Source organism: Ensifer sp. 22460 (genome assembly GCF_052044935.1).
Classification (GTDB): domain Bacteria; phylum Pseudomonadota; class Alphaproteobacteria; order Rhizobiales; family Rhizobiaceae; genus Ensifer.
Genome location: NZ_JBQENZ010000045.1, coordinates 1 through 25,381 on the forward strand (window position 1 = coordinate 1; position 25,381 = coordinate 25,381).

Sequence of the window (25,381 nt, forward strand, 5' to 3'; positions counted from 1 at the left end):
TGGCCACGGCGCGCACCGGCACGCTCGTTGGCGCGTTCGCCTATTACGCCAAGGCAGGCGCGATCGGACGGGTGCTGCAGGTTTTGGCGCTGCCGGGCCAGGCTGGCCCGGTCATCGACTGTCTTGTCGATCATGCCGCCAAGCGTGGGCTCCCGGGCCTACGGGGACGGACACAGCCGGTACTTATGGAAGCCATGCTCGGACGTCGGATTGCCTTCGTCCATGTTTACTCAACAGTGCTCCACTCCCGTGACCCGGCAATCGTCCAGGCCTGCCGGGACGGACAAGGCTTCTTCAACGGCATTGCCGGAGAACACTGGTGCCGGCTGATCGCCGGGACTTTTGGTTAGTAGAGGCGGAGGCGATCGTCTGTGCCTTCACCCTTCGAGCCTGCGGCAACACCGTTGTCATCGAAGGGCTGGTCGACGCTCCCGACGCCGACGAATATACGCGGCGGGTGGCGGAAGACATAGCCGGCGAGGGTCGCGTTCTGGTAAGGGTGAGTTGCCCAAAGGCCGATCCAAGCGGCGAGGCCCATTAGCCGACCTTCCTTCAGTGATTTCGCTCTGGCGGCCTTGCCTGTCTTTGTCGCGGCGCACGTCTTTAGCAGAGTGATCTGACATCAAAAGGCCCCAGGTTCGAAACGGGTTGAACCCGGGGCCCTTCGTCTGAGCGTTCGACTTCACAGACGCGTCATCTATGGCCAGAATTTCGGGGCTTTCGAGTCTGGCGGCGCCACCCCTGATCACTGCGAGCCACAGGTCGTCGATCAGATACTGCGGGAAGTTGCAAGAAAGGTGGGCCGATCGGCCTAAAGCCAGGCCTGCCACTCAGTGCCAGGCTACGATCTAAGAGGAGGAAGCCATGGAAATCATGCGAGCCGACATTACCGATCGAGTGACGGCAATTTTCGTCGAAGTATTGGGCGTGAAAGCCACTGAGGTGCGGGAGAACGCCTTGATTGTCGACACCTGCAAGCTTGGAAACGCGGCCTCAAGGCGGAGACCGAGTGGATCGAGGCGCGTCGCAAGCTCAAAGGCCCGCTTCGAAGCATTGGACGAAATCATCAGCGAAATGGTGGAAGAGCACGCTGCTGGGAGACAAAATGAAAGGGCGTTTCATTGAAAACGTGAAAACGTGGCATCTAAATGTTTAGGGCCAGTCTACCCACCCGCGTCCCGATCTCGTGCAGCATCCTCAACTTGATCCTCCACGATCAGGATTCGCCGCGCCTCCGCTCTGGCCACCTCGTCCTCCCAGGAACTCTTCACCAGCGGAGATGGGTGCGATGATCGTGCACTCAAGGCCGGAGGTCTCGTACCCAACGCGAACCTCTCCTCGAAGTTCCGAAGCCAGCGCCCGTTCGATCAGAAGCGAGCCAAACCCTTTGCGGGTTGGCTGAACAACCGGAGGCCCGCCGCTTTCTTGCCAACGCAGAACGAGTTGCCGATCGGCGCCATCGCCTTGGATTTGCCAAGCGATCAGGATGCGGCCGCTCTCTGAGGTCAGCGCGCCGTATTTAGCAGCATTTGTGCTGAGCTCGTGCAATGCCATGGCAACCGCCAGTGCGGCACTCGGCGAAAGCCGAATGCTCGGGCCTCCGATCTGGAAGCGGTTTTCTCCCCCGGCATGGGGCCTGACGGTATCGGCGACGATTTCGCGCAGGTCCGCGCTTTGCCAACTCTCTCGCGTCAGGACATCGTGGGCCTTGGACAGATTGATCAGCCGTGACCCGAAAGCCTCCCGCGCTTCTTCCAGCGTCGATGCGTGGCCAAGCGTCTGCGCCGCGATGGATTGAATGACGGCCATCGTGTTCTTGACGCGATGGTTGAGCTCGCCCATCAGCGTTTTACGGTGCTCATCGGCGCGTTGGCGCTCGGTCATGTCCCGCGCGATCGTCGAGGCGCCGATGACGATGCCTGCGACAGCTTTCAGCGGCGATATGGTCAGCGAAACCCAGACCTCACTTCCGTCCTTGCGTCGGCGCAGCGTTTCGTAGTGCTGAATGTGCTCGCCCTGCCGGACGCGCGCGAGGATATCCAGTTCCTCGTCATTACGGTCCGGCGGCACCAGGGTCATGATCGACTGACCGACGATTTCGTCAGCAGTAAAGCCGAACAGCCGCTCTGCGCCGATGTTCCAGCTTTTGACGATGCCCTCGAGCGACTTGCTGATGATCGCGTCGTCCGATGACTCGACGATCGCGGCGAGGCGTTGCGCCACCGCCTCGGCCTGCTTGCGCTCGCTGATATCCACCAGCATGTTAACGGCCCCGATGACCTTGCCTGACGCATCGCGCAAGGGCGTCGGATAAGCGAGGAAGGGCACGCGCACGCCGTCCGCTCGCTCGGCCACCGCTTCGGCACCATGAATCGGCCTTTTCTCCCTCAGGGCAACCGCCATAGGGCACTCATCATGCGGCAAGGGGTTGCCGTCGGGTCGATACAAGCGCCAGGAACCGCACCACGCATCCGTGCCGAGATCCGGATGGCGTCCCCACAGTTCAGCGGCAGCCGGGTTGTAGGAGGTGATCCGGCCCGCGGCGTCGGTGGTGTAAACTGCGCCCGGCAGCGATCCGATAAGATCCTTCAGGCGCTGTTCGCTGCCACGAATGGCACCATCCGCCTCTCTGCGTTCGGTAATGTCCTCGATGGCGAGCAGGATCAGTTCGTCGCGGCCGTATCCTTCGGAGAGCTTGCGAGCGTTGAGCATCATACAGCGCGGGCCAAGATCGCGGAATTCGTGTTCGACCTCGTAGTCGCAGATCTCGTGATCCTTCGACAGCACCTCTTCCAGCAGTGTCCTGAGGGCGGGAATGTCCCATTGCCCGTCGCCAAGCGCATAGAGCCGCCTGCCTTCCGTATCTTTCCGCGACACCTTGAACAGATCATAGAAGGCGGGATTGGCCGAGACCACGCGCAGTTCGGCGTCGAGAACGATCAATGGCTGCCGAACCGTCCTGACGATCGCTTCGGCGTAGAGCCGCGCCGCGTCGACCGCCTGAGCGGCTGCCCGCCGCTCGGTAATATCGCTGAAGGTGATTACCACGCCGGCGATGCGGTTTCGCGCACGGTAGGGGAGCATACGCCTGAGGTACCAGCGACCGGTGTCGGCGGGAATCTCGGCCTCGATGGTCGTGAGTTTGTTGAGAACCTTCTGCGCGTCTGCGAGTAGGTTCTCGTCGGAGAACTTGCGTGCAAAGTGGGCGATCGGCCGACCGATGTCGGACGACACGAGGTCGAAAAGCTCCTTCATCGCCGGTGCGAACCAGGTGATTGCCAACCTTTCGTCGAGAAACAGCGTTGCCGTCTCCGAGCCCGCCAGCAGGTTGTTCAGATCATCGGTGGTGCGCTCCAGCTCCAAGATTTTTTGCTGGAGCTGGCTGTTGACGGTGTTCAGCTCCTCGTTGAAGGACTGCAACTCTTCCTTGGAGGTTTCGAGCTCCTCGTTGGTCGACTGAAGCTCCTCGTTCATCGAGATTGCTTCCTCGTTCGAGGCCTTCAATTCCTCGTTGGCGGTCCCGAGGTGCTCGATGGTGTTGCGTAACTCGGCGCGCATTGACATCAGCTCTTCCTGAAGCGCGCGCTCGCCGGACGTCGTTTCGAAGACGTCGTGGACGGCCGCGTCGCCGGAGCCGGCGGGCGTTTCATACGGCGCGAAGCTCACGAGAACCAGTTTGCCGCCCAGTGGCGAGACCGGCAGCGGCATCACGCTCATTGCGACCCTTCGCGACGATCCGTTTTGCCGCACACGCGCGTGAACCGTGACGGACTTGTCGCTTTTCGTTGCTTGTCGCAGAGCACCGCGCAGCTTGAAACCCAGCCCGTCCCGTGTCATGGCGAGGAGGTCTCTGGTGGGCTCGCCCGAAGGTTGTTCCAGGTAGTCGCCAGTCGACCCATGGAAATAGAGGACACGGCCCCTGTGGTCGATTAGCACGGACACAGGCGCGTAGCGCTCCAGCAGGGCGCGACGCGCAGTCTCGGCCAGCGTCGCCGCTTCTGCTGGCGTCGCGAGCGGCTCGCCCGCAGTTCCCGCGCCAGCCGATCCGCGGGGCAGCCGATAATCGATGAGATCGTGGCGGGTTGGTCCGGTGCGGGAATAGATGCGCCACTTCTTCGAGACGGTGTCGAAAAGTTCGTCATGCCGTCCGATCGTCTCGGCATTGCCGAGAAACAGATGCCCGCCCGGACGAAGCGCGAAATGGTATTGGGCGATGACGCGCTGCTGCGCCTCGGGTTCCAGATAGATCAGGAAATTGCGACAGGAAACGAGGTCGAGCCGCGAGAACGGCGGATCGTGAAGCACGTTGTGTGCCGCGAACACGACAGTGTCGCGAAGCTCCTTCCTGACCTGGAAGGAGCCGTCAAGCTTTTCGAAGAAGCGACGGATACGGTCGTGCGGAAAGTCCGCGAGTGCGGCCACCGGATAAATGCCGTCACGGGCCTTGCGCAGATTGTCTTCCAGTGCGTCCGTAGCGAAGACTTTCAGGTCAAACCGCTTTCCGGCAGCCTCCGCCTCCTCGGTTATCAACATGGCGGTGGAATAGGCCTCTTCTCCCGTGGAGCAGGCCGGAACCCAGACGCGGATCTCATTGCCGCTCTCGCGTTCTGCAACGAGTGGCGCGATCACAAGGCTGGCGAGCGCCGTCCATGCTTCCGGATCGCGGAAGAACTCGGTCACGCTGATCATCAGGTCCGACGCCAAAGCGGCCGCCTCCTCCGGATTGCCTCCGAGATGCTCGAGATAGCGCACGGTCGTGGCGATGTTCCGGAGCCCCATGCGGCGATGGATGCGCCGCCGCAGCGTGTTGCGCTTGTAGCCGCCGAGATCGTGCCCGTTTCGAGCACGCACGACCTCCAGAATCTGCTCGATGATCGCCTCCCCGTTCACACGATCGGGCTCCCGCCCGGCGGGGTCGGAAACGTAGCCATGGTTGACATAGGCGATCAGGGTTGCCGGCATCTTGTCCGGCGCCAGCACGTGATCGGCAAGACCGGCCGTGATGGCGCTTCGGGGCATGCCATCGAATTTGGCCGTCTCCGGCGCCTGAACGATGCTCATTCCTCCTTCGGCCCGGATCTCCTTCAGGCCTTGGGTGCCGTCGCTTCCGGTCCCCGAAAGCACGATCCCAACCGAGCGCTCGCGGCGTTCTGCCGCGATCGAGCCGAACAGCACGTCGATCGGATGCCGCTGCCCGCGAGGCTCTGCCGGCCGCGACACTTTCAATCCACCCGCTTCCAGTTTGAGATCAGTTTCGGGAGCGATGACGTAAACGTGGTTGGGTGCGAGCGCCAGAGCGTCCTCGACCTGCACCACCGACATTTTAGTGTGGCTGCCCAGAATGCGGGCGATTTCGCTTTCGCGGTTCGGGTCGAGATGCATCACCACGACGAATGCGCATTCGCTGCCGGCCGGCATGGCGTCGAAGAAGCTTACCAGCGCCTCGAGCCCGCCGGCCGACGCGCCAATGCCGACGACGGGAATGTTCTGCGTAGCGATGAGATCGCGCTCGCGCGCATGGTCGATCGCCGTCCCTGCGTGCCCCGTACCGTCACTCCTAACAATTGAGTTTCTTTCCATGGCACGCCTGTCCGTTGTTGCACGATGGCGTTTCATCATGAACGTCCGTGCGCGGACGTTGCGTCACCCCTGCATATGTCATTTTAGCGCAATTACACCGCTGTATCGAGGAACGTCTTCGAGGTCAGCGAGCCTGATGGACTGGCGGCTACAAAAAGGACTGGGGGCCGCCTCGTCCCTCAGCGAGGTAACCCCGGTGATTTCGCCAAGGCGGGAATATCGGCTCAAAGCTGCAGTTCTGCAGATATATTATGGAGGTAGAGGTATGCAACATATTGGCACTATAATTAGCCGAGACTCGGGAATGGTAACTGTTCATTTTCTTGGAGAAGGAAACGAACGCGTAGACGTTACTATGGAGGAACCAGGTGCGACGGCGTAGGCATCTCATCGATTGCACCAAGAAACGGCCTCCCCAGGACCCATTTCTATGATTGGCATTCAAGTCCTCGACCAGCAACATGTCCTGTTGATTGAAATAGATTAGTGCTCGAAACAATTCCGAACGCAAACCGGGGTGTTCCCGAACAAAGGATGGATTAGCATGAGTTCGACGAAATCGGCCCCTTGCGCGAGTCCCTTCAACGTTTGGGCCGGCTCCTTTGCCAGTGGAGCAGATTTGCGGGCTTCGCACCCACTTGGCGATCAGGCGAGACGGAATCATAGCTAACGCGTGCCGCCTGGGCATCGTCCCAATGCGGCGTTCGCTTGCCGTTCCTCGGCGGTTTTTGCGGGAGGCTTCGTCAAACAAACAATGTCAACCAGTAGCCACCGTGGAAGACCCCAGATGGCCTCCCGCGGCGTCAGCGGCTGTGCAAGAGCATCATTAGAAAGCCTGCTAACGACCATTTCCACCAATCGTTGCTGGCTTCAGCGCAAAACCCCTGCATCACGGGCGACTTTCTCGAACGCCAACCGGGCCATGTAACCAGGCAAATCACCATTGACAGCTTCGAGACAGGCGGTCAAAGCCGCCTGATATGCGGGATCGGACTTGGATCCAGTCCAATTGTTCTGCAAAACCGCTGCCGCTTGACTGGCCGATCCAACCAACAAGTGGTGGTGTGCATCGGGCAGACAGATCACGACACTTTCATTCCAGGGTGCCGGTTGTTTGCCCCCTGCCTTCTCTATATCGCGTCCGTGCCGTTCCTCGCGTTCCCAACGATCCTCTGCCATGACGTTCTCCTTCTCGAACGTCTCCAAATCGCCAAAACAGAATCGTGTTCCCGATATCGTTCAGTCGCTGGCTCGTGCACCAATAAACGCGCTGAAACAGGGGGGAGCGCATATTCGCAGCGCGGTTACCGCCTTCGTCCTTCGACGTCGACATTGCTGTCATCTGCATCTCACCACGCACGTGATCCCGCAATTGGCCCAGAGACACGTTGACAAGATCGAGCCTTGTTATAGTCAGATCTGCACCGGCTTGATCGTGACGACCGATGTCTCACCTTCCAACAGGCCGCGTACCAGTCCTGCTTTTGCATGTTCGACTTCGATGACCGTGTATAGTTTTTCGTCCCGAAACGCGCTCGCATCCGAGGTGCTGACACCTTCGGCAGGGGCGGCGTCGACCTCCATATAGTCGAGTTCGCACGCGGACGCGACGATGCGGGCGTCCCCAGACGTGCGGGCAGCGACCACAACTTCGCCCTGGTTAAGTGCGCTCTGCCATCGAGGATCGGATTTTGCGGCGATCGGCACCAAGCGGTAGACGTTCAGTGTTTCAGCGCCAGAATCGCTTGAGGCTCGGCATGCGTCGGCAATTTGAGCCTTGCTTTCCACCGATCTGCCAAATTCCGTGTGGCTTTCGCCGGTGGACTTCACCTCGTCACCATATTTCGCATTGTTGGACATCGTCATCTCTTTCGTCGTTGAGTCAGAAACATTAGTTTGAACGGAAAGTTCCCTTCCCTCGAGTGGCCGGCCTGAGGGCCTTTCGCAAATCGGCGCGGCGGAAAGCCCGGCTCGACAGCGATCGGAGAGTTGAGGATGTGTCCATTGCCAAACAACGTTCACGGACGCTACATCCCTTAGCGCCTTCGAGAGGCGGGCAGCGGAAGAGTCGGGCTCAGAGCTAAGACCGCGATAGAGATGATGCAGGGTAGGTTCGGCCATGGATTGTCCTGGCGGCGTTGTCTAAGCGGCTGTCCGCGGGCACCAAGTGAAAATCCCGCGCCCCGATCTCCGGTGGGAAGCTGCCGGCTGAGGAACATTTCGCAGGACCGGAAGTTTGCACGGCAGTAACAACAGAGCAGGCGTTAGTGCTTCAGCTGTACGATCGCTCCTGCAGAAATGAGCCCGAGGCGAGGCAAGATCATGACATATGTTGCATCCCCCAGAACCCAGAAAGGTACTGCGGAGCGGCTTGCCGACTGCTACCAGTGCGTTTCGTCCACACTTTCAACTCACGACCCGACAGGTGCTTTGCGAGATTTCGACACCGATTTGATCACTGCCGCGGTCCAGGCCGGATGGGATGAAGACGAGATACGCGCGGCTTTGAATGGTATTCGGTCGGGCAATGCGGTCGCGAGCGCGAATGCAGAAGGGCCTGAACTTAGCCCGGACCCCAGGCAAACGGTGTCTTCCGATCCTGCCTCCACTGAAACAGCAAAGGGCCCGGCGTTTGAGGGCCGCGAGTCAGCGCGGGGCTTGCAAGAGAGCGCTGAAAGAGAAGAGCGACGGATCGAATGCCAGAAAGGAAGTCCCTTGGCCAAAGGGGAAGAACGCTTCGAGGAACGATCGAGGAGCTCTGACGGCAGAAGCGCGGGAGAGAAACAAAATCCTGGAAGATGAAAATCTCCCACCTCACCTGCCAAGCGATCGCCAAGATCCGCCTGAGGATAAATTCTCAGCGATGCTTTGGTTTCGGGTTTCATGTCTAAAAGGAAGGCTGCTGACGGTCGCCGGCGAGTACCGAAACTCGCGCCGTTCGAGTTCGCGCCACCACGAGAGACTTGTTGAAACGCCCGCTGGTTGAACTGGTTGTCCCGGCAAGCCAGACTATGGTCGACACGGCTGCGAGTTTGGAATGATATGACGGTGGACGTCCCGCTGTCGGAGATTGCGTTCGCGCGCGGGCGAGGGCGCCACCCGAGACACGTGCCGCCCTCGATCCCTGAAAAGAGCCTCCGCCAAACTGGTCGGAGGCTCAGTCAGGACGGCTGATCGCCCAAGCGACATCCGCAGCCGGCGAGACTGCGGCAGACGATCGTTAATTAAAATATGCTTATATTTTTCGTTAACAAGTCGGCACATCGGATGACGCTCAGACAGGCTACAGCGCCCCATACTGGAGGTCGAAGGCCAAGTTGCGTTCAAGCGCGATTGAGTGGTAATCCCGTTCGATGATCCCCGAGTGCCTCTGCGCCGGAACCAAATCGCACCCTCAGGGTTCGAGAGCGGGATCAATCCGATTTACAAGCAGAGGCCACGTTCATGAACCCCCATGACCATCGTTGCGGCGGCGCTGTTGAGCGCTGTAACCGCCGCTGCGTTTGCGCAAACGACGCCTGCAGCATGAAGCTCTAACCGACTTTCGCGGCGAGCCGAGAGGGCCGCGAAGGCCACTCCGGCCGCAGCCGCCTTTTCCATGCCGTGCCGCCCGAGCCGACCTGTCAGATATCGTTCCATGTCCCGCGCCGCTTGCTTCTTGGTGGGCCGGCGCGGCTTCTAATGAACCGCGCCTTGGCGAAGGCGTTCTTTGGCATCCGGTCTCAGCTTCTCTGGAAGTACATCTCGCGCAGACTTCCGGATAACGCCGATCGCCGCCTCCGTCGCGTGGCTGACAGCACTCCCGGCAATCCCCAGTGCCCGTTTGCTCCAGCGGGCGCCCTTGCCGGCGGCATCGGCTATGTCGCCTTGTTCCTCGACAAGCACGGCGGCCGCTGCGGCCTTCAGGGCTTTGGCAGCACATTCCTACCGATATCGCTTGCCAGAAGCCCTTTTACGACTCCCGACTTCCGGAAAGGTTTGGGGACTTTGTAACCAGCAACCTTCTTCGGGATGCTCTTCTGGCCATGACACCCTCCACGATGTGACCGCTGACAACCGGAAAATTGTTTGGTTCCGCGAGAACACCGGACAGAGACCCTGGATAGGTGGCGCTTCGGAACCGATGGCGCCGTCATCCGTTTGTCTTGCGCACCCGACAGGAGATACAAGCATGGCCAAAGACGACGATTTAAAAGCGGGCTTCACCGGCACACCCGATGAACCTCTCGCCGGCGTCCGTAAGGCTGCCCAAACAGCCACTGAAGCAGTGAGGCGAGAGACAAGCGCGGTGGCGACCGCAGCAGCAGAACATCCTCACACCGCCACCACTCTGGGAGTGATTATTGGCGCCCTCGCCTTCACCATCGGCTATGTTTTGGGAAGGTCATCTGTCAATAGCGGGCGGGGCTACTGGCGATAAATGAGGACCCGACCGACGTGCGGCTTTGAACGATTTCACGGATGAAAATCCGTATCCATGACGCAACACTAAATTAACTTCGGCACCTGCAATCTGTGGTCGTCACCATTGTCCCTGCACCTCACAACTGGCGCGCAGGACCGCAGCCCCAAGGACCCGGGGCTGCGGTTTTGCTTGTCGGGATTTCGTGCGAACGACGGCTGAGCCAGCGGTCGCGAAGTCGAGATCGAGAGCGCCCGACCGACGCAAGGAAACAGGCTCCTCCGTCATTGAGACCGTGGTCACAATGCGGTCCGGGCGCTGGGCGTTTTCGAGCAGATTGAAAGAGCCGGTCGAAGCCGACAGTCGAACGAAAGCGGTGCGTAGTCGTGCGTTGTTGCCGTGGATTCCGCCATTCCCTGAGCTCTGCTGTCAGCTCGTTTCTCATTCCCGAGCGTGTCACCTGCACCACGGGCAAGGCTTCGCAAACCAAACCGTCCGGCCTTCGGAGATCAGGCTCTCTCCAACAGTGCAAGTATCGACAGTGAGGTTCCTTAGATCCAGCCGTGGCTACATTTGTTCGGTGTACGCGTGTCCACGCTCATGCGAACCCTGTCGCCGTCGGCGACGTGAGTTTGAAAGTCTACACCGTCTGGCCACCGCCGGAAGGTCGCTACCGTGGCCGACCTGAAGGCCATGATCTCAGAGGCCGAAGTTCTGTATTGGGAATTCTTCGACATCAGTATGGGGATCGCGCCGCGATCTAAAGGATCGGCATTGGCGCGAGTACTTGGCCAGCAACAAGCTGCTAAATCTGTGAGATAGTGCCCGCGATCGATCAGGGAAACGGCAAACGCCGACCCACTTTTCAAGAGCGATCTTCGAAACACGACATCGCATTGCTTGCAGGGTTCGACGAACGACGCCGCCAGCGCGAAGCCCGCTTGTCGAGCGAACGACTTGCGATGGAGACGACCGCGTGTTGCACCGTCGTCAGGGCGCCAGGCACTCTTCACAGATGCCACAGCCATCTGCATCCATGCTCGTGGCCGGGCGCTTCTTTCGACAACAGAGGCAGGTGACCATATCCGGCGCGCTCCAGTTGTAATGCTTGGGTGGTGTGATTTGAATTGTGGTGTCGGGAGCCACTTGTTTACCCAGTTGTTCCATCTCGAGGCTCCATGTCGAAGATGCCATCTTCGCTGGTGGGGGGTGCATAACGGCAGCCTACCTTTCCAACCCGGGTTCTAAATGGGCGCCAGGCGAACGGCGCCCAGTTCGTCGAGATCACTTATGCGGCATTCGTTCGGTGCTTCGATTTGCGTCGGAGTTGGTGACTGTTCGAACACCGTAGCACTTTCGATCGCGATTTTGCGTGGCTTCATCTCTTCCGGGATTTCCCGCAGGAGATCGATCTCCAGGAGACCGTTGTTCAGGTCAGCGCCGATCACCCGCACGTGGTCGGCAAGCTCGAACCGGTGTTCGAACGGTCTCCCGGCGATCCCGCGGTGCAGATAGGCTTCTGACGAGGATTCCTGCTCCTTGCCAACGACCGTCAGAAGGTTGGTTTGAAACGTGATGTCGAGATCGTCTCGCGTAAAACCGGCGACCGCAATCGAGATCCGATAGCTATCGTCACCGGTCTTGACGATGTCGTAGGGCGGCCAATCGCTCATCGAACGGGCCCGCTGGGCGTTTTCGAGCAGACTGAAGAGCCGGTCGAACCCGACGGTCGATCGGAAAAGCGGTGCGTAGTCGTAAGTTGTTGCCATAGCCATATCCTCCTTGAGCAACATGGATATTGAAAGCGCCGAAAGATGACACTTCCAGCAAGTCCAGCCCTGATTCTAGCGGCTGGCGATAAGCGATTTGGTTTGGCAAAAGTTCAGTTTCAAGGGCTCGGAAAGAAAAAATGAGGGCGGCCTTAGCGTCACCAAGCTTGCGCCTCAGGCGATCCGTGGACCAGCTCGGAAGGAAGAGCGATACGACCCTTGGCATCTGGGGCCTCCACTTCGAAATCGGCACTTTCGCCGGCGCGGCAGCGGATGAGCTCGACGAGCCAACGCGCGCGGCCGACGCCTGGAACCGGCAAAGGGGCGGACGGCAGGACGGACACCCGCCAGCGCGTGACCGATGCCGTCGGCTGTCCGAAATCCGAGGCCTCGGCCTGGCGCCGCCAGCGGCGGATCGCGATGCCCATCGTGCCGGAACTTTCGGCCGCAAGCTGCAGGCGGCGCGAGGCGGTCATCGGAAGACGTGCGAGCTCGCCAACGACGGCCCCAAGTCCGCCGTGGCGAAGGCCCTCTTCTGCAGGAGAGAAGCGCCTTTTCGTCGCCGGCCTCCACATAGATGACGCGGCTTGGCGCCAGCCCCACCCGGGCCAGCGCCGGTGCGAAGAGATCGGGCCGCGTCACGCACCAGAGCACCTTGCCCTTCGAGGTGCAGCAATACCCGCCGAAAAGAGTGCGGCCGCCGCGCCGTCGATCGCACCGTTGCCGCCGCCCGCGACCTCATGCAACGAACCGAGTGCAAGCCCGTCGCCCGGCAAGCGCCGATCAATCTCGGCAACACCAAACGAAAGGACCTGGCGTCCACGGCCGCTTGTGCCTTCGAGGCGCTGGATGCGCTCGCGAAGTTCTGAGACGACGATGTTGTCGACTGGACGGGGCATATTGGAAGGAACGACTCCTCAGGGCTATGCATTAGCGCTTCCTGTTGATATGTTCTGTATTTGTTCTTATTTGCGTTGCGTGTCAACGACCTTCGGAAAAAGAGCCTGTTGATTGTTATCCAAACGCCAACGCGGATACGCGGCCTCGCGCAAACGGAATGCGTCGGCCGCCGGGGAACGGCGACAGAGGCGCGCGAACGCAGGTATGAAAGACCGGGAGAAGAAAAGCGGAGGATCGAAGGCCTTGTGCAATCTCTACAATATCACGACGACACGCGATGCCGTGATCGCATTCACCAAGGCCTTCCGCGACAAGGCCGGTTGGAACCAGCCATCCTATGACGTTTATCCTGGGTACCAGGCGCCAGTTGTTCGCGTCGGCGACGACGGTCAACGCGAGATTACGCGTGTTACCTGGGGCATGCCCTCGCCGCCGGCTTTCGTGAAGAACTACGATCCTGGTGTTACCAACATCCGAAACGTCACCTCTCCGCACTGGAGACGCTGGCTTGGGCCGACCAGTCGCTGCGTCGTGCCCGTCACCTCCTTTGCCGAGCCGGATCCGGCAAGCAAAGATCCCGGCGGGAAAATCCCGAACGCCTGGTTTGCCGGCAACAACGAGCGACCGCTGATGTTCTTCGCCGGCTTCTGGACACCATGGAAGGGTGTCAGGCGTGTGCGCGATGGTGAGCGCGAATACGAGCTCTTCGGCTTCCTCACCACATCCCCAAATGAGATCGTCGCGCCGATCCATCAAAAGGCCATGCCGGTGATCCTGACCACACCTGAAGAGGTCGACTTGTGGCTCACGGGATCCTGGGACGAGGTGAAGCACCTGCAGCGGCCGCTTCCTGGCAACATGCTCGTTGTCGTCGAGCCGCCTGCGCCATCGCCGGGCGAGGAACTATTGCTGTGAGCGAGCCGTGACAGACACACTCAGGCAGTTGCGCAAGATCATCCACGTCGATATGGATGCCTTCTACGCTTCGGTGGAGCAACGGGACAATCCCGAGCTTCGCGGGCTTCCGATCGCCGTTGGCTTTGGCGAGGCCCGCGGCGTCGTGGCAGCCGCAAGCTATGAGGCGCGCAAATACGGCGTCCATTCGGCCATGCCGTCAGTCACTGCCAAGCGGAAATGCCCGGAGCTGATTTTCGTGAGGCCGCGCTTTGATGCCTATCGCGCGGTGTCTGAGCAGATCCACGCGGTCTTTGCCGAGTACACGCCCCTGATCGAACCGCTCTCGCTCGACGAGGCCTATCTTGACGTTACCGAGAACCTCAAGGGAATGGAAGTTGCGACCGAGATCGCCGAGGAGATCCGCGCAAAGATCAAGGCAAGGACAGGCCTGACCGCTTCGGCCGGCGTTTCCTACAACAAGTTCCTCGCCAAAATGGCGTCCGACCAGAGGAAACCGGACGGCCTCTTCGTCATCACCCCGAAGAACGGTCCGGCTTTCGTCGAGGCGCTGCCCGTCAAGAAGTTCCATGGCGTCGGCCCGGCAACCGCCGAGCGCATGCACAAACTCGGGATTGAAACGGGTGCCGACCTGAAGGCCCACGATATCGCCTTCCTCCAACAGCACTTCGGCAAATCAGGACCCTATTTCTACTGGATCGCCCGCGGTATCGACGAGCGCCAGGTGAAGGCCGACCGGGTGCGCAAGTCCGTCGGTGCGGAAGACACGTTCTCCGTGGACGTCCATGATTTTGAAACCGCCCAGGCTGGCCTCGAACCGCTGATCGAAAAGGTCTGGCGCTATTGCGAGGCGAGCGGCATCCGCGCCAAGACCGCAACGCTCAAGGTGAAATGGGCGGATTTCACGCAGGTCACCAGGAGCAAGACAACTGCAACACCGATCGCCAGTGCCACCGAGCTTGCCGCGGTCATGACGATGCTGTTGTCTCCGCTCTTCCCTGCTCCGAAAGGCATCCGGTTGCTGGGCGTGATCCTGTCGTCGCTTGAACCAGCCAAACTCGAAAGCGCGCCGCAGTTCTCATTAGCGCTTTGACGAAGACGCAAAGGGCCGGCCGCGCCAGCGACCGTAACATGCTGCGGACTCTCGGCGACCATCAGCTGCCGGACACCATGAGCGGTATGGGCAACGTCAAGGATTTCGAAGGTATACTTGCCAGACGCATCGACCCCAACCGAGTAGCTGAGGCGATCTTGCACTTGGTTGTTTTCGTCGAAGGTCAGCACCTTCGGCTTCAACAAGGTAAGCCGGCCTTCCTCGAGGTAGACCGAGTTGCATATGATGATCTGGTCGCCGGGCTGGCAGGTCCGTGCGACCGCACCATTGAGGATGCAGCACCTGGATCCGCGTTCACCCAGGATGACGTGAGATACGCGCTCCGGAATTCTTGTTCCAGATCTCGACGAACTCCATCGGCAGGATGCCGGCCTCCTCACAGTGATCCGGGTCAAGAGTGATCGACCCATGATAGTTGAGGTTCGCCTCGGTGACGTAAATGCCATGGAGCTTCCCTGCGACCAGCTTTCTCATACTTTTTCACGCCTCGCGGTTGATCAGGTTCCTCGCGCCTTGGCGCTGCCGACCGAGGCGAAAATCTTCGCGCTCCGACAATCGCCAAGCGGAAATTGAAAAGAAAGCCCCGCCGGGGAAGGCGGGGCAAGGTTCGCATCCAGATGGTCTCTGAACGCGGGGAAGAAACTCCATCGGCCCAAGCCGATGCACTCAGATACGAACAAAGCCCCCCGCAAGGAAGGTCGCTTTCGGCAATTCCGGTACGGCGTTGCTAATATATCAGCCTGTTCAAATGATAACCCCGGATCTCTTGATGCTCGGTGCCTGCCACAAAAGCGCGCAGTATTCCTGATCTCTGCCTACCTGCGGGTCGAAGGCGGTTTGCGCTGCAGCGATCAGACAAGCTCCATCGTCGTTGTTCCGAAGTCTACCGCGGACACCTCGCGATAGCCATGGCCGGAGGCCGGGACTAGGTTCTCACCGCGTTCTCGCAATCCGTACGGCGAATGTACTAGCCCTGCCCACCCGAGATGACTACCGTATCAACGTTGATGGGCGGGGCTTCTCGCTGTATAGTTTCATTTATAGTTTATTTTAATTTTTTCAAACCGTTAGGCAATACGGGGGGACATCATGCGCCTTCCTGAGGTAGTTTGGGCGGTTCCATTATCTGTTCGCTTACAGTCAGGAACGAACCGCATATTCGCATCCGTCTACGACGCACTGGATTTTCTAGAACATGAATGGCCGATACGGCACGGGCAAGGCTATGAACGAGCCGTCGTGACGTGCCGGGGTGCGTTGAACCACTCGGTTCCATCTGCAGTCGCGCGCGAGGCCTTCATCGGCGCGTGCTTGGAGGTTGGCATGGCAACGTCAGCGATTGCGGCTCATTATCATGCGCGCTCGGGACCTCACAGCCACAAGCCATTAATCTGACAACCGCAGCGCACCGACGAGCAGGAAAGCGGGGGCTCCTAGTCATCGAGCCCCCGGCATTGGCGCCCGTTGCACCACGATCCGCTCCGCCCCCGGTTATGGCGTGCGAATTTACCCGACTTCGTACACGTGTTCCTGATCTTCCCAGTAGGCTTGTTCCAGGCGGTCGATTTTCGTTGATTGCAGGCGGCCGTTGGAACGGAGGAAAATCAGCATCGCCTCAATGTCATCGCTGCCACCGGGAGGTTCGCCATAGGGCACAGGACGTCGAGCCAGCTTGTGCGCCCAGTAGCGGAGCTCGCGCTCGGCCGGAGGTAATACATGCCGAGGCGGTAAAGCCGGCTGTCTCAACGAACCCATCATCGATGGATCATGCCGCAAAATGCCAACAACGATTACGATCAGAGCTGCCCGCGATGAAGATGTGCCTGTGCTCGGCAAGTACGGGTCCGACCTGATGGCGCTTCATCATCAATGGGATCCCAATCGCTTCATCGCGACGGGAACCGGTACGAAGGCTTCCTATGCCAGGTGGCTGCGAAGCCAGCTTGAAAAGCCTGATGTTGTAGTCCTCGCCGCAGAGCAGGAAGAAATGATCGTTGGTTACGCGTATGCCGCGCTCGAGGGGTATGACTATATGGCGCTTCGACGACCAGCAGGCGTCGTTCATGATCTTTTCGTAGATCCGGAGAAGCGCAATCAGGGCGTCGGCCGGATGCTGCTCGACGCGGTTATCGCAGAGCTGCAAGGGCGAGGCGCAGACCTTGTCGTGCTCTCCACAGCGCACCGAAACGAAGCTGCTCAGCGGCTGTTTGCTGCAGCGGGCTTTCGCCCGACGATGGTCGAGATGACGCTCAATGCGAAAGCCTAATTCTGCGGCGGGCACCCGCGCCTCCCGCATGAAGCCCCGTCTCTCGCCTACCCCACGGGCGCGGTGTCGGCGGAACAACCGTCACGGCCGATGGCAGTTGTCCGCTGAATGCGGGACGCAAGGGCGCCCTGTCACTTCCGCCCGCTGCACTGTAGCGGGTGCGAAAGGCAGTTAGCAATGCCCGAAACGGTCCAGCGGTCTCGGCCGCTGGGGAGCCAGGTTGTTGATCTCATTCCGGCGCTTAGGGCCTTTGCGCGCATCTACCGGGAACCAATATCAAGTCCTGGCGCTTTTCACCATCATGCACAACGCTTTCCGGACTTAGTACAAGCTGCGTCGACGGGCCTCGTTAACTGCGCCGAGCTGCCGATCCCGAGGCCGGCACGGCAGGACTGGTGCGTCTTGACCGTCGAACTGCGCAGCGCGCTCGACACCATGGCGCCCGACCATCGCCAGGTGCTGATCCTCGTTGCTGGATATGGTCTGAGCTTAAGGAAGCCGCCGACATCTGCGACTGTGCAGTCGGCACCATCAAGAGCAGGCTCAGCCGAGCGCGCGACGAGCTTGCCTACCGGATGAGCGGCGTTCCGATTCCCTGAAATTGCCCCGGCCGCTTCGTTAAACAGAACGGACAATACTTCGGATCAGGATACCACAATCCAGCATAACCGTTTCGCCCCGTCTTGTGGGTGAACGAAATCGGTGGTGTCGCCCGGGGCGAAATATCGTTTGCGACGATGAATTCATGCTCGGCAACCAGTACCCGCAGTTGCTGCAAGTCCCGTATCATTTCTCATCCTCGATCCGCTTCACTGGTCGCCTCGAACCCCCTTGAAGCTTGGGCGTTGGGCATTGGCCACAACTCGACGCGAATCGAGGGCTTTTTGCAGCCTGTTTGCGACTATCAGCAGACGATCCGGTATATCGTCGATTTCCGCGTACCCGGCACCAACGTGATCGCCCGTGGGGTCCGTCGCCAATCTATTCGCGGCGTCGTCGCTCCTCTTCTTGCCGGAAGCCATCTTCGTCCTGAAATTCGTTGCGAGGTCGCGCTTGTTCGTCACTTTCGATGACCTCATAGGACCACGCGCTTCATCACTACGCCTTAGCGGTCTACAGAGTTGAAACTGACATTCGAAGAAGCGGCATGGACGCTTGGAGGCGACGGCGCCCTCAAGCATCCAAACGCCATCAGGCGGCAGCCTTGATGTTCGCTGCCGTCACCGCAAGCTTGCTAAGGGCCTTGTCGGTGGCGCCTTCTTCCTGCAGGGTCTGATCGAGGAGCGATACCGCCTCTTGCAGCCCGAGCTGCTTAGCCCAGGTCTTCAGCGTGCCATAGCGAGAAATTTCGTAGTGCTCGACCGCCTGGGCCGACGAGATAAGGCCAGCATCAAGTGCGGGGCTCCCCTTGAATTCCTCCATGATCTCCTCGCCCTCTGCAATAATGCCCTCAATGGCCTCGCAGGTCTTTCCCTGGGCGCGCTTGCCGAAAATTTCAAAGACCTGTTGCAAGCGTTCCACATGGACTTCGGTTTCGTCCCGGTGCTTTTCGAACGCTGCCTTGCTGTCCGGCAGTTGCGCCGCGCGCGCCATCTTCGGCAGCGCTTTCAGGATCTGCCGTTCAGCGTAGTAGATGTCCTTCAGGCCATCATGAAACAGCGTTTCAAGCGTCTTCTCTGGCATGGCAACCTCCTTTACGATGTGGTGGTGCCGCCCCAACATCGCCCAGCTGCAATGGTTCCGAACGGGAACGAAATGCGTTTGGAAGACTTGGCTCGTACGCGCACGACCTTCGCTCGGCACAGGTTCAGGCGGGGCGTCGATCGCGCCCGAGGAAAAATGAATGAGAACCAACGCAGCCGAGCGCCTATTCGGTTTTGCTTTGCGGGGTCGGCTGATTGGAAAGGGGCTTACCTTAGAGCCGTACGCACGGTTGCGTCCAAAATCCCTATTGACGATTGCGTCAACGATGACTTCACGATTGCGGCAAGCTGAGCCCCAGTGGCACTAGTGCGAGGTGCTGTGCTCGTTTCGCTTGCGCGTTGCGGCGGCCTTCTTTGCGGATGCTGAGCGCTCAGCTTTAGGGCGTGCCGCGGCAGCCCGACCGCCGACGTGCCCGCCCTTTTTCGCGGATTCGTTGGTGTCGGGCTGGCCGCGGCCCGAACCGGACTTGTTGCCACCGCCGCTGTCCTTGTTCACAGTGGCCCAGGCACGGCGCTCCGCCTCCTTCTCCGACACGCCACGTTGTTCGTAGCCTTCGGCGATATGGTCCGCTTTGCGTTCCTGTTTGTCGGTGTACTTCGATTTATCTCCGCGGGGCATGGCGTATCTCCTTCTCTTGAGGCCCCGTCCAACCGGCGCGCCGATCAAACGTTCCCTTGCTGGCCCTCCACACGCCGCCGGTGGGAACCAGGGCGGCGAAGTCTGGTTTGACGTACATCGCTCCAGTGGCCTCCCTTGGGGGCCATTTTTTGAGGAGGCCTTCGACCGGTAACTTTCATTGCAAAGGCGGCCGGGCTCTGCCCAGCAGCACTCGCCGCTCGAATGTCAGCCGCCGCGGCTCAATCGCGCAGACAACTGATCCTGACGATGACGCGGCCGGGGTCGGCGAGACTTTCAGCAAGCCGCTGAACAACGTCTGCGCCGCCTGGCAGATCGACTGCCCCTTCAATAATGACGCTGTTTCCAAGCACCCTGAATGTGAGGTTTCGCGTCTCCAAGAATGCCTCCGCATTCAAGGCACATTTGATAGACGCAACGAGGCCCGAGATGTCGGCTCCCTCGCCGCCTCGGCAATCGAACTCCGGTAGGATCAAGACCATCGCCAGCCTCTTCCTTTCCTGCACCCAACACTCTGATTGGTGCGATGTTCCACGGGCTTGGTATGCCGGCTGAGCCGGCGCGATCCGGGAATGACCGACCCTAGCTAGGAGCAGCCGTGCGCATCGCCCTTCTCGTCAACAACGTCCCGAAAGAGATGCTGACAATCGCGGAAACTCTGCACCAGAAGCTCGTTGAGGACGGCACGTTCCTCGTCGGCTTCGATATCGTCGGGGCGAGTTGCTGGAGATCAGTTTACACCCGGCGGGCTTCAGACCATTCGTGAAACTTTGTGATGTCGAATTCTGCGATGACATCCTGGATTCGCTGGAGAACAAGGTCCATATCAGGAAAACGGATCGTGGCGCGCTGAGCAACCGCATCCTTTCAGCTTCGGCCGCAAAAGGGGTCCGCCCCGCCAAGACCAGGAACTTGCGGAGCTTGTCGACGTTTAGAGGGCAGCCGAAAGGGGGACCGGAATGGCGATCGAGCAAACGCATGTCAATTTCGACCACAGTCGATTTTCCAAGGGCCTGGCGCGCGGATTGGCTGGCGCACTGCTCTTTGCGCTGCCTATGTTCCTGACGATGGAGATGTGGGAACTCGGGCTCTATATCGACCGATCAAGGCTCCTTCTGTTGCTCCTCGTCAACCTCCCCTTACTCGTCATTCTGGCGCGCCGGATCGGATTTGAAAACATTTCGACCTGGCATGAGGCAGTGCGCGATGCCAGCATTGCCTATTTCCTGGGTCTCTTGGCCAGCGCCTTCGTGCTGTCTGCCCTAGGCGTTCTGAGCATCGGGCAGGCTCTACCCGAGGCGGCAGGCATGATCGCCATTCAGACGGTTCCGGCCAGCATCGGTGCATTGCTTGGTCGCAGCGAATTGGGCGGGCGCGACGATGATGACGAGGACGCACAGGACCCCGTCGACGATGATGCGCAAAGTGGCTACGGCGGCGAGCTCTTCATGATGGCCGTCGGCGCCTTGTTTCTCGGACTGAATGTCGCCCCGACCGAGGAAATGATCCTGATTTCCTTCAAGATGTCACCCTGGCACGCAATCGCACTTATCGTTTCGTCCATCGTGCTGATGCATGGTTTTGTCTACGCGCTGTCGTTTTCGGGCGGACACGAACTGGAAGAAGGCACTCCCCTTTGGCATGCCCTTATCCGCTTCACCCTCCCCGGCTACGCCGTCGCCTTTGCGATCAGCTTCTACTGTCTCTGGACGTTTCATCGGCTGGACGGCATCGAACTGACCCAGGCGATCATGAGCACGGTGGTGCTTGCATTTCCAAGCGCAATCGGCGCCGCGGCAGCGCGGCTCATTCTCTAGGTGATCTATGGCAAAACCGTCGAAATCCCGCTCGATCGAAAGTGGCAAAGGTCACTGGATCGAATGGCTTACCGGGTCGGTCTCAGCCATCGGTGTGATAGCCCTGATCGGGTGGGTCGGCTTCGAAGCTGCGACGCAGAGCGATGGAGCGCCGGACCTGTCAGTCAAGACGATCAGCAGCGCAAGCCGGGACGGCGGATATCTTGTCATGTTCGACGTCGAAAACGCGGCCGACCGGACTGCCGCCGACGTCGTCGTGCGTGGCGAGATCACCGCCGGAAACACTGTTGTCGAAACGGTTGAGATTACACTCGACTATGTCCCAATGCATTCAAGGACGCGTGCTGGATTGATCTTTCGCAACGAGCCTGCGGGGCGATCCCGGATTTTTGCCACCGGCTTTAGCGAACCGTAGCTTTTGGCGACATTGTTCAGGAACCCAGGTTGGTCTCACCTATACTGCCCGTCCAAGCCTGCTCGGCAAGCCCGGCACATTCATTGAAATTGAAGGGAACGCCTCTCTCGTCAAGGACCAAGAGATGTTCAAGAAGCACTGGGGTGAGCGATCTCGAACGCAGGCCGCAAGGGGTGGATACACCTGGCCTCCTGCTGATCAAAGTCCGCGCGCTGCAGATCAGGTATCGGGATGGTGACGCAGACAAGAAAAATCCCGATCCCGTCGCCACTTGCATCCGGGTTAAAGGCGACCTGTTTGAAGCCGCGCGTCCGCAATCAGCCGATTGATAAAATCGAGTTTGGCTATGACCGGCGGCGAAAGAACGAACGGATAAATGTCCCGTTCGCCCATGGATCGCTGGAAGGAGTTAAGGGCCAGGCTGATCGGAACCCAGGCGTCCATCAGTTGCTGAGCATTCTCCGCCCGATAAGGGTCGAAATCGACCTCGACCTCAAGGGCGTGGTGACTTAACGGCTCTATGGATAGCCCGAATGATCTTGTCGTCTCCAGCGTATCGACAATGTGAAACAGGTGGGCCCAGCATTCGGCAAAATCTTCAGACGGGTGGCTGCTTGCGTAAGCGGAAATGAAGGTATCCTGCCAGTCCGCAACTGGCCCGTTGTCGTAGCTTTTTTGGAGCGCTGCTGCGTAGTCTTCGCGCTCGTCACCAAAGAGAGCACGTGCCTCTTCAAGCAAAGCGCCCTTTCGCATCAATTGCTGAAAATAAAAGTGGCCGATCTCGTGGCGAAAGTGTCCAAGCAGGGTTCGGTAGGGCTCTCCCATCGAAACACGAACGGTCTCGCGAACGATGTCATCGGCCTCGGCAGCTCGAAGACTGATCAGACCGCTCCGGTGCCCGGTCATCGCAGGGCTGACACCGCCGCCTTCATTGATCGCATCTTCCAGAAAGTCGAAGACCAGACCGCCCTCCGGGTCGACGTCTCTTCCGGGACACGGAAGGCCAAAGCGAAGAATGGAATAGAACAGATGGCGCTGGGCCGCGCCTATTCTATGAAACCTTGCGAGGCCCTCCGGGGTATTGGTGTTGGGGATGAGCCGATTGTAACGTGCAGGAATTGCCAGAGGAATTGGATCGTCGGCCGCAACCAACCAGTTACTCCCGTCTATGGCTGCGTTGGCACAGAACCGCCAGGTTTCGCCAGGCCGTGAGGGAATGCTCCACAAACCCTCGCGTGCTTCCAAGAGAGTGTGCAGCGTCAATGTGTCTGCAACAAACCCGACCGGCGCATTGTTGGCCCCGACGCTGAAATGATTGTCGAAATAGAGCGGAAACCCGCTGATATCGCATTGGTAGAGCCGCATGCCAAACACCTCTTGCAACGTCGCCCGCATCGCTTAACGCGCGAGAAACGAGATCCGACGAGGCAACTCATGAGATTTTTCCCGTGCGCCTCACCCGATTTGCAAAGGCTTAGGGTGGGGTGCCTCATTCGGAGCTCTGCCGGGTTCGGCCCGCACTGAGCACCTTGACTAGTCGACCACCCCGCCCATGTCCTTTTCATGTCTCCGCTACCTGACGCGGCATGGGGGAGAGTTCATGGCTGATCATGGCCGCTTGTTGCCCGAAGTAAAATGCACATAGGAGAGCCACGAGTTGGAGACAATTACGCGCAAGCGCAACCTGCGGTCCTTCCAGCCATTGTGGGCAAGCACGCGGAAGCTCCAGGTCGCGGCTCAACAGCGCATCCCTGCCAACGTCGTCGACGTGCTGATTGTTGGCGCCGGCATTGGAGGGGCGCTGATGGCCCTGTCCCTTGCCAAACGAAACATGACAATCCTCGTTGTCGATCGACGGCAACCGGTGCAAGGCAGCACTCTGGCCAGCACCGCGATGATCCAGCATGAGATCGATGTGCCGCTGCATAGGCTCACGGCGAAGCTTGGGCAAGATAAAGCCCAGCGCGCTTGGCAACGCTCCGCCAAGGCCGTGGAAACGCTGACCTCGCTTGTCGACAATCTTGGGATCGACTGCCATCTCGAGCGGAAGAATTCGCTCTATCTCGCTGGAAATGCCTATGGCGCAAGAGCGCTCGGCACAGAGGTTGAGGCACGCAAAAAGGCTGGCATTTCAGCAACGTTTTTCAATGCCGCGCAACTGCGCGAAAGGTTTGGACTGGAGCGGACCGCTGCGATCGTGTCCGCCGTCTCCGCGTCCGCAAATCCCGCACAATTAACCGCCGGCCTATGGCGCAAGGCGCAGGCAGACGGTGTAGCGATCGTGGGAGACACTGAGATCACCGACATTCGCAGCCTTGATGACTGGAACGCCGCCGCAACATCAAAAGGAGAAATCATACAGGCCAGGCATGTCGTCTTTTGCACCGGCTACGAGTTCCTCGATGTCGTGGCCAACCAAGAGCATCGGATCTTCTCCACCTGGGCGCTCGCAACCAGGTCACATCATCCGAGGCCGCGTTGGCTCAAGGACTATGTGCTATGGGAGGGATCTGATCCCTACCTCTATTTCCGCTCGACTGCGGATGGCCGGCTCATCGTCGGAGGTGAGGACGAAGAAAGCCCCACAGCATTTCAGGACCCCCTCAAACTCAAGTCCAAATCCGAGACCTTGCGGGCGAAGTTGTCGGCGCTCCTGAAAATACCGATCGCCGAGCCAGCCTACCAATGGGCAGCGGCCTTCGGCGTGACCGCCGACGGGCTTCCGATCATCGGTCGGGTTCCAGGGCTCAACAACGTTCATGCTGTGATGGGATATGGCGGAAACGGCATCACCTACAGCCAGATCGCCGCGGAGATCGTGTCGTCAGCAATATTGGGGCACGAGGATCCGGATAGCGAAATATTCGCGTTTCGCTGAGATCGCGCGACTTCGTCTTGGACTTGGGTCACCTCCGTAATCGCCTTGTGAGCGATCGCAGCAGAGGAGACCTCTGTGAGGCCGGCCGACAGATACCTGCTTCATCAATGGAACTGTTTACCGCTGAGCCGGTTCTTTCATTCGGACTTAACCGGAGACCAAACAGATGGACCATACCAATCACGTGCGCCTTGATCCTTCGGAACTGATACCGGCAAACCTCGGAGGCGCGACCGTTTACGGCGCAGACGATGACAAGGTCGGAACGGTTGATCACCTTCACGGCAGCACTGCGATCATTGATGTTGGCGGCTTCCTCGGGATTGGCGCAAAACCGGTCGCCGTGCCGTTGGCGGATCTCGACTTCATGCGCGACGATGACGGCGACGTTCATGCTATCACCACCTGGACGAAGGATCAGCTCAAGGAAATGCCAGAGCACCTGGACTCATGACCGGAGCACAGCCGCTAGAGCCGCATCATGGAATGTGGCGATGGGGTGGAACATGAACATCGCGTCCACCCCTAGGAGGCCGGCACGTATTTTTCGAAAAGTCGAAACCCCTGCGTGAACGGTAAAAAACTCGGGAACCAAACAACTCGAGCAAAGTTTGAGGGTAGTGCCTTCCACGGGCTGAAAACAAGGATGTAGACATCATGAAAAAACTGCTGCTCGCCGCGGTATTCCTCGGCGTATCGACCTTTGGCGCGCTCGCGCAGACTTCTACGCCTCCGGCCACTACGAACGGTGACACGCCGGCCGTCGCGACGCCGGACTCCACCAATCCCACCGCCCCGGTCGCCGGGGCAAACAGCTTTACCGAAGAACAGGCCAAGAAACGCATCGTTGACGCCGGTTACACCGACGTTGCCGGCCTCAAACTCGACAGCGAGGGCGTCTGGCGAGGCAGCGCCATGAAGGACGGAAAGTCTGTCCAGATCGCAGTCGACTACCAGGGCAACGTGGTCGCCAACTAATCCCAGC

General features: G+C 59.5%; 23 protein-coding genes and 3 pseudogenes. 15 read left to right on the plus strand and 11 right to left on the minus strand.

The window, feature by feature from the left end:
- A pseudogene (locus ACTJKM_RS33995) lies at positions 1 to 350 on the plus strand (hypothetical protein); the annotation flags it as partial.
- Here the strand turns inward: ACTJKM_RS33995 and ACTJKM_RS34000 are convergent.
- A complete protein-coding gene (locus ACTJKM_RS34000) occupies positions 347 to 538 on the minus strand; it encodes a hypothetical protein (RefSeq protein WP_058329275.1) in 192 nt (63 codons plus the stop codon). The pseudogene ACTJKM_RS33995 and the gene ACTJKM_RS34000 overlap by 4 nt on opposite strands.
- Before the next feature lie 326 nt (positions 539 to 864).
- Here ACTJKM_RS34000 and ACTJKM_RS34005 point away from each other — a divergent pair, with 326 nt between their 5' ends.
- The gene (locus ACTJKM_RS34005; RefSeq protein WP_058329276.1) at positions 865 to 1,125 is read left to right on the plus strand and encodes a hypothetical protein; all 261 of its coding nucleotides are present in this window, start codon (positions 865 to 867) and stop codon (positions 1,123 to 1,125) included.
- Between the two features lie 72 nt (positions 1,126 to 1,197).
- On the opposite strand, the gene ACTJKM_RS34010 is transcribed toward ACTJKM_RS34005, so the two are convergent.
- The 3 genes from ACTJKM_RS34010 to ACTJKM_RS34020 form a co-directional block, all read right to left on the minus strand.
- Positions 1,198 to 5,580: a PAS domain-containing protein gene (locus ACTJKM_RS34010; protein ID WP_440661816.1), complete on the minus strand. Its 4,383-nt coding sequence runs from the start codon at positions 5,578 to 5,580 to the stop codon at positions 1,198 to 1,200.
- A gap of 870 nt (positions 5,581 to 6,450) precedes the next feature.
- Entirely contained in the window at positions 6,451 to 6,759 is a 309-nt protein-coding gene (locus tag ACTJKM_RS34015; protein WP_082663713.1) for a DUF982 domain-containing protein, read from the minus strand.
- Positions 6,760 to 6,993: 234 nt separating this feature from the next.
- Positions 6,994 to 7,440, minus strand: a complete 447-nt coding sequence (locus ACTJKM_RS34020; protein WP_113514485.1) for a hypothetical protein — start codon at positions 7,438 to 7,440, stop codon at positions 6,994 to 6,996.
- A gap of 726 nt (positions 7,441 to 8,166) precedes the next feature.
- Between ACTJKM_RS34020 and ACTJKM_RS34025 the strand changes: the two genes are divergently transcribed.
- Both ACTJKM_RS34025 and ACTJKM_RS34030 read left to right on the plus strand, forming a co-directional pair.
- Entirely contained in the window at positions 8,167 to 8,382 is a 216-nt protein-coding gene (locus ACTJKM_RS34025) for a hypothetical protein (RefSeq protein WP_082663714.1), read from the plus strand.
- Positions 8,383 to 9,751: 1,369 nt separating this feature from the next.
- Entirely contained in the window at positions 9,752 to 10,000 is a 249-nt protein-coding gene (locus ACTJKM_RS34030) for a hypothetical protein (RefSeq protein ID WP_058329279.1), read from the plus strand.
- A gap of 1,226 nt (positions 10,001 to 11,226) precedes the next feature.
- Here the strand turns inward: ACTJKM_RS34030 and ACTJKM_RS34035 are convergent.
- A complete protein-coding gene (locus ACTJKM_RS34035) occupies positions 11,227 to 11,751 on the minus strand; it encodes an Hsp20 family protein (protein ID WP_058329280.1) in 525 nt (174 codons plus the stop codon).
- Positions 11,752 to 11,909: 158 nt separating this feature from the next.
- A pseudogene (locus ACTJKM_RS34040) lies at positions 11,910 to 12,650 on the minus strand (ImuA family protein).
- Positions 12,651 to 12,894: 244 nt separating this feature from the next.
- Here ACTJKM_RS34040 and ACTJKM_RS34045 point away from each other — a divergent pair.
- Complete coding sequence (locus tag ACTJKM_RS34045; RefSeq protein ID WP_058329298.1) at positions 12,895 to 13,566, plus strand: SOS response-associated peptidase; 672 nt, start codon at positions 12,895 to 12,897, stop codon at positions 13,564 to 13,566.
- 7 nt (positions 13,567 to 13,573) lie between these two features.
- Complete coding sequence (gene dinB / locus ACTJKM_RS34050) at positions 13,574 to 14,659, plus strand: DNA polymerase IV (RefSeq protein ID WP_058329281.1); 1,086 nt, start codon at positions 13,574 to 13,576, stop codon at positions 14,657 to 14,659.
- Between the two features lie 95 nt (positions 14,660 to 14,754).
- On the opposite strand, the pseudogene panD reads toward dinB, so the two are convergent.
- Positions 14,755 to 15,154, minus strand: a pseudogene (gene panD, locus ACTJKM_RS34055) (aspartate 1-decarboxylase); the annotation flags it as partial.
- A 615-nt stretch (positions 15,155 to 15,769) separates the two neighbouring features.
- Here panD and ACTJKM_RS34060 point away from each other — a divergent pair.
- Positions 15,770 to 16,075 carry a DUF982 domain-containing protein gene (locus ACTJKM_RS34060; RefSeq protein ID WP_082663711.1) on the plus strand — a complete coding sequence of 102 codons (306 nt, stop codon included), beginning with the start codon at positions 15,770 to 15,772 and terminating at the stop codon, positions 16,073 to 16,075.
- A gap of 111 nt (positions 16,076 to 16,186) precedes the next feature.
- On the opposite strand, the gene ACTJKM_RS34065 is transcribed toward ACTJKM_RS34060, so the two are convergent.
- A complete protein-coding gene (locus ACTJKM_RS34065; RefSeq protein WP_197423530.1) occupies positions 16,187 to 16,438 on the minus strand; it encodes a hypothetical protein in 252 nt (83 codons plus the stop codon).
- Between the two features lie 67 nt (positions 16,439 to 16,505).
- Between ACTJKM_RS34065 and ACTJKM_RS34070 the strand changes: the two genes are divergently transcribed.
- Positions 16,506 to 16,946, plus strand: coding sequence for an N-acetyltransferase family protein (locus ACTJKM_RS34070; protein WP_440639575.1), 441 nt, complete (start codon positions 16,506 to 16,508; stop codon positions 16,944 to 16,946).
- An 845-nt stretch (positions 16,947 to 17,791) separates the two neighbouring features.
- Positions 17,792 to 18,019, plus strand: coding sequence for a hypothetical protein (locus tag ACTJKM_RS34075; protein WP_156437073.1), 228 nt, complete (start codon positions 17,792 to 17,794; stop codon positions 18,017 to 18,019).
- 118 nt (positions 18,020 to 18,137) lie between these two features.
- Here ACTJKM_RS34075 and ACTJKM_RS34080 read toward each other — a convergent pair whose 3' ends face one another.
- Positions 18,138 to 18,629 (minus strand): YciE/YciF ferroxidase family protein, encoded by a 492-nt coding sequence (locus tag ACTJKM_RS34080; RefSeq protein ID WP_058329284.1) that lies wholly within the window; start codon positions 18,627 to 18,629, stop codon positions 18,138 to 18,140.
- 324 nt (positions 18,630 to 18,953) lie between these two features.
- Positions 18,954 to 19,268, minus strand: coding sequence for a hypothetical protein (locus tag ACTJKM_RS34085; RefSeq protein ID WP_058329285.1), 315 nt, complete (start codon positions 19,266 to 19,268; stop codon positions 18,954 to 18,956).
- A gap of 616 nt (positions 19,269 to 19,884) precedes the next feature.
- On the opposite strand from ACTJKM_RS34085, the gene ACTJKM_RS34090 reads away from it, so the two are divergent.
- From ACTJKM_RS34090 to ACTJKM_RS34100, 3 genes are all read left to right on the plus strand, one after another.
- Positions 19,885 to 20,052 (plus strand): hypothetical protein, encoded by a 168-nt coding sequence (locus ACTJKM_RS34090; protein ID WP_113514483.1) that lies wholly within the window; start codon positions 19,885 to 19,887, stop codon positions 20,050 to 20,052.
- A gap of 193 nt (positions 20,053 to 20,245) precedes the next feature.
- Positions 20,246 to 21,103, plus strand: coding sequence for a TIGR02587 family membrane protein (locus tag ACTJKM_RS34095; protein WP_058329287.1), 858 nt, complete (start codon positions 20,246 to 20,248; stop codon positions 21,101 to 21,103).
- Positions 21,104 to 21,311: 208 nt separating this feature from the next.
- Positions 21,312 to 21,518: a hypothetical protein gene (locus tag ACTJKM_RS34100; RefSeq protein ID WP_162764787.1), complete on the plus strand. Its 207-nt coding sequence runs from the start codon at positions 21,312 to 21,314 to the stop codon at positions 21,516 to 21,518.
- A 282-nt stretch (positions 21,519 to 21,800) separates the two neighbouring features.
- Here ACTJKM_RS34100 and ACTJKM_RS34105 read toward each other — a convergent pair whose 3' ends face one another.
- Positions 21,801 to 22,883, minus strand: a complete 1,083-nt coding sequence (locus ACTJKM_RS34105; protein ID WP_058329299.1) for a zinc-binding metallopeptidase family protein — start codon at positions 22,881 to 22,883, stop codon at positions 21,801 to 21,803.
- Positions 22,884 to 23,175: 292 nt separating this feature from the next.
- On the opposite strand from ACTJKM_RS34105, the gene ACTJKM_RS34110 reads away from it, so the two are divergent.
- The 3 genes from ACTJKM_RS34110 (at position 23,176) to ACTJKM_RS34120 (ending at position 25,374) form a co-directional block, all read left to right on the plus strand.
- Positions 23,176 to 24,396 carry an NAD(P)/FAD-dependent oxidoreductase gene (locus ACTJKM_RS34110; RefSeq protein WP_058329289.1) on the plus strand — a complete coding sequence of 407 codons (1,221 nt, stop codon included), beginning with the start codon at positions 23,176 to 23,178 and terminating at the stop codon, positions 24,394 to 24,396.
- A 166-nt stretch (positions 24,397 to 24,562) separates the two neighbouring features.
- Positions 24,563 to 24,850: a PRC-barrel domain-containing protein gene (locus ACTJKM_RS34115; RefSeq protein ID WP_058329290.1), complete on the plus strand. Its 288-nt coding sequence runs from the start codon at positions 24,563 to 24,565 to the stop codon at positions 24,848 to 24,850.
- A 203-nt stretch (positions 24,851 to 25,053) separates the two neighbouring features.
- The gene (locus ACTJKM_RS34120; protein ID WP_058329291.1) at positions 25,054 to 25,374 is read left to right on the plus strand and encodes a PepSY domain-containing protein; all 321 of its coding nucleotides are present in this window, start codon (positions 25,054 to 25,056) and stop codon (positions 25,372 to 25,374) included.
- The last annotated feature ends 7 nt before the right edge of the window (positions 25,375 to 25,381 follow it).